Genomic DNA, 3490 nt, shown 5'->3' with positions numbered 1-3490 from the left:
CAAGCAATCCAGCACCTCCACCTTCCGCGAGTCGGGGCGGGCAGGGCTGGAGTTCTACACCCAGATCAAGACCGTTTATCGCGGCTGCTGAGCCGGCGCGCACGCGTCAATCGTCAACCGTCGATCATCAATCCGCATCAACGCATCAAGCAGGAGCAGGACATGAGAAAGGCCATCAAGCTGGAACTGAAGGAAGCCCGTCACATGGTGGCGGCAGCCATCCGCAAGTCCGAGGAAATCGGCGTGCTGGAATCGATCTGCGTGGTCGACGACGGCGGCTACCCGCTGGCGCTGGAGCGCATGGACGGCGCACGCATCACCGGCCCGCAGATCGCCTGGAACAAGGCCTTTACCGCCGCCGGCCACAAGCGCTCCACCCACCTGTTCAACCAGGCCCCCAACGGCCCCGCGCTGCCGGGCAATGAAGCCTTCGGTATCCAGTGGAGCTTCGAGGGCAAGTTTGCCGTGTTCGTAGGCGGCTTCCCGATCGTGGTCAATGGCGAAGTCATCGGCGGCATCGGCCTGAGCGGCGGCAACGGCGAGCAGGACACCGCCGCTGGCGTGGCAGCGCTGCAGGCCCTGCAGGAACTGCTGGCCGGCGACGACCTGAAGGTGCTGGTCGAAGCCGATATCAAGAAGTAAACCCAGGCCCCAGCGACAGCCCGCACCCCCACGCATTCCGAGTCAGCCATGTCCTACCGCATTCACCTCATCGAATCCCAGCAGTCGTTTGACGTCGATGCCGACGAGTCGGTGCTGGATGGCGCCCTGCGCGCCAACGTGCAGATGGCGCACGACTGCCGCTTCGGCGGCTGCGCCACGTGCCGCGTCAGGCTGGTCGAAGGCGCGGTGGCCTATGAGGAGTACCCCATGGGCCTGACTCCGGAAGAAGAAGCCGAAGGCTTTGCGCTGGCCTGCCAGGCGCGGCCCAGCAGCGACCTGGTGATCAGCACCGCGCGCCCGGGCGAGCCGTGCGCCGAGCCCGCGCGGCAMACCGCGGTGATCCGCAAGATCGCGCCGCTCAGCGCCGACGTGGTGCACCTGACGCTGGAGCTGCCGCAGGCGCAGGCGCTTGACTACCGTCCCGGCCAGTACCTCAAGATCTTTGTCGGTGACGGCATCGCGCGCAGTTTCTCGATGGCGTCGGTTCCCAAGGACCGCACGGTGGACCTGCATGTGCGCCGTATTCCCGGCGGCTACTTCACCGAGCGCTTGCTGGCGGGACTGCGCTCCGATGACCAGCTCGACGTGGAGCTGCCGCTGGGCGGCTTCTATTTCCGCAAGGACGACTATCGCCCGCTGGTGATGGTGGCCACGGGCACCGGGCTGGCGCCGATCAAGAGCATCCTCGAATCGCTGATGGACGATCCGGATTGCCCGCCGGTCTCGCTGTACTGGGGCATGCGTACCCAGGCGGATTTGTACCTGCACGAACAGATCCAGGCGTGGGGCGCGCGGCTCTACGATTTCCAGTACGTGCCGGTGCTGTCGCGTGCCGACGGCGCATGGAGCGGCCGGCGTGGCCACGTGCAGCACGCCGTTGCCGCCGACCTGCCGGACCTGTCGGAGCACGCCATCTACCTGTGCGGCTCGCCMGACATGATCCGCGACGCGCGCGAGATCTTTCTCGGGCTCGGCGCCAGCGGCGCGCATATCTACGCCGACAGCTTCACATTCCAGCACAGTTGAACCAGCGCGCGCGGGCTGGCCAATGCSGGCCCGCGCGCCCACAAGACGAACATGTCCGACGACCACGGCAGTGTTCCATCCGCCCACCCGGCGGGCCATCCCGGCGCCAGCCTCGGCTCGCGCCATTCGCCGCTGTTTTCGCAGGTGACCGATACCTTGCGCCAGCGCATCGTCGGCGGYGTGTACCGCCAGGGCGACCGCCTGGTGGAGCACACGCTGTCGGCTGAACTGGGCGTGTCGCGCGTGCCGGTGCGCGAGGCGCTGCGCGCGCTGGCGGCCGAGGGGCTGGTTCGCATCGAGCCGCGCCGGGGCGCGTCGGTGGCGTGCCTGTCGGAGCATGTGGCCCGGGAGATGGTGGAGGTGCGTGCCACGCTGGAAGGCCTGAACGCCAAGCTTGCGGCGCAACGGCGCGATCCCCGGCTGGTCGCCGAGCTGCAGGAGGTGCTGCGCCAGGGTAGCGCGGCTGCATGCGGCGGCGAGGATGCGCGCCTGCTCACGCTCAATTTCCGTTTTCACGAAGTGCTGGGCAATATCGCCGCCAACAGCGTGCTGCAGGAGATGATGCGCTCCTTGCGCGAGCGTACCGGGTTGGTGTTCGCGCCCGCGCACCGGCAGCGCGCGCAGCAGAACTGGGACGAGCACGCGCAGATCCTGCGGGCGGTGATTGCCGGCGACGCCGACCTCGCGTCACTGCTCGCCACACGCCATGTGTACAGCGCGGCAGAGGCGGCCACGCCTGTTGGCCCGGAAGCCTAGGCCCCTAGCTCCCTAGCTCCCTAGCTCCCTAGCCCCAGGTCCTTGGTGACGCAGCGCCATGGCAATGGCATGGTCCAGGTGTTCGATGCCGAAGGTCACGTCCTGTATCGTCCCATTGACGAAGAATGCCGGCGTGCTGCGCACATGGCTGGCGACGCCGCCTTGCTGGTGCTCGCGCACGCGCTGCAGGTAGGTGTGGGCCTTCATGTCGTAGTCATAACGCTCCAGGTCCAGTTCCAGCGTAGCGGCGTATTCCCGCAGCATCGCCGGCTTGATGCCGTGATGTTGCTCGAAGAGCTGCTGGTGCATCGGCCAGAACTTGTGCTGGGCCGCCGCGGCCTCGGCAGCCTCCGCGGCGGCTTGCGCCAGCGGGTGCCAGGCCGTCAGYGGGAAATGGCGGTACACAAAGCGCACGCGGTCGTGGTAGCGGGCAAGCAGGATCTTCACGCCGCCGTAGGCCAGGCGGCAATACTGGCATTCGAAGTCGCCGTATTCGACCACGGTGACGTGGGCCGAGGCAGGCCCCAGTACATGGTCGGTCTTTTCAACGAGTGTCGACAGCATGACATTCTCCTTGCAGGATTGGCGCATGGGGGGTGGCTTGCACGCGCGCTGGGCGCCGGGCACCCCTCAAGGAATGAACAGCTTGTCGATATAGCACCAGCGCCAGGTTTCGCCCGGCTCGAACGACTGGATTACCGGATGTTCCGTGGCCAGGAAATGCCGGGTGGCGTGCTGGTTGGGCGAGTCGTCGCAGCAGCCGACATGGCCGCAGCACAGGCACAAGCGCAGGTGCACCCATTCGTCGCCGCTGCGCAGGCATTCCTCGCAGCCTTCTGCGCTGGGTGTGACGGGATGGCTCAATGCCAGGTGCGCACACGCCGTTGTCATTGCGGTACTCCATCGTTGGCTCCGGCAGGGCGGGYCCGTGCCGCGCGCGGATGAGCCAGGGTCTTTTATTGTAGGCGGCGAAGATGCGAAGGAAAGCGCGGGCAGTCACCGCGCGGCGCGCTTGCGTCGCCTAGACTCAACGGATGGCCTGTTC

The 3490-nt window shown here is 66.9% G+C and carries 5 protein-coding genes; 3 read left to right on the top strand and 2 right to left on the bottom strand.

Annotation, left to right across the window (positions count from 1 at the left end; translation table 11 throughout):
• Nucleotides 1-162: 162 nt before the first annotated feature.
• From AC1DS3_RS37445 to AC1DS3_RS37435, 3 genes are read left to right on the top strand one after another with little or no spacing between them, the layout of a single operon-like run.
• Nucleotides 163-642 (top strand): GlcG/HbpS family heme-binding protein, encoded by a 480-nt coding sequence (locus tag AC1DS3_RS37445; RefSeq protein ID WP_459375771.1) that lies wholly within the window; start codon nt 163-165, stop codon nt 640-642.
• A 48-nt stretch (nt 643-690) separates the two neighbouring features.
• Nucleotides 691-1689: a 2Fe-2S iron-sulfur cluster-binding protein gene (locus AC1DS3_RS37440; RefSeq protein WP_477129227.1), complete on the top strand. Its 999-nt coding sequence runs from the start codon at nt 691-693 to the stop codon at nt 1687-1689.
• Nucleotides 1690-1740: 51 nt separating this feature from the next.
• Entirely contained in the window at nt 1741-2445 is a 705-nt protein-coding gene (locus AC1DS3_RS37435) for a GntR family transcriptional regulator (protein WP_441636044.1), read from the top strand.
• Between the two features lie 12 nt (nt 2446-2457).
• On the opposite strand, the gene AC1DS3_RS37430 is transcribed toward AC1DS3_RS37435, so the two are convergent.
• Together AC1DS3_RS37430 and AC1DS3_RS37425 are read right to left on the bottom strand one after the other, a co-directional pair.
• A complete protein-coding gene (locus AC1DS3_RS37430) occupies nt 2458-3009 on the bottom strand; it encodes a DsbA family protein (protein ID WP_441636042.1) in 552 nt (183 codons plus the stop codon).
• A gap of 66 nt (nt 3010-3075) precedes the next feature.
• Nucleotides 3076-3336, bottom strand: a complete 261-nt coding sequence (locus AC1DS3_RS37425) for a UBP-type zinc finger domain-containing protein (protein ID WP_043354618.1) — start codon at nt 3334-3336, stop codon at nt 3076-3078.
• Nucleotides 3337-3490 lie beyond the last annotated feature (154 nt).

This window comes from Cupriavidus sp. 01L46, from assembly GCF_056399905.1.
This window is presented reverse-complemented; position numbering and strand designations above follow the sequence as displayed.

Coding starts and splice junctions, on each gene's coding strand:
- AC1DS3_RS37425 (WP_043354618.1), bottom strand. CDS start 3,336: ATGACAACGGCGTGTGCGCACCTGGCATTGAGCCATCCCGTCACACCC.
- AC1DS3_RS37445 (WP_459375771.1), top strand. CDS start 163: ATGAGAAAGGCCATCAAGCTGGAACTGAAGGAAGCCCGTCACATGGTG.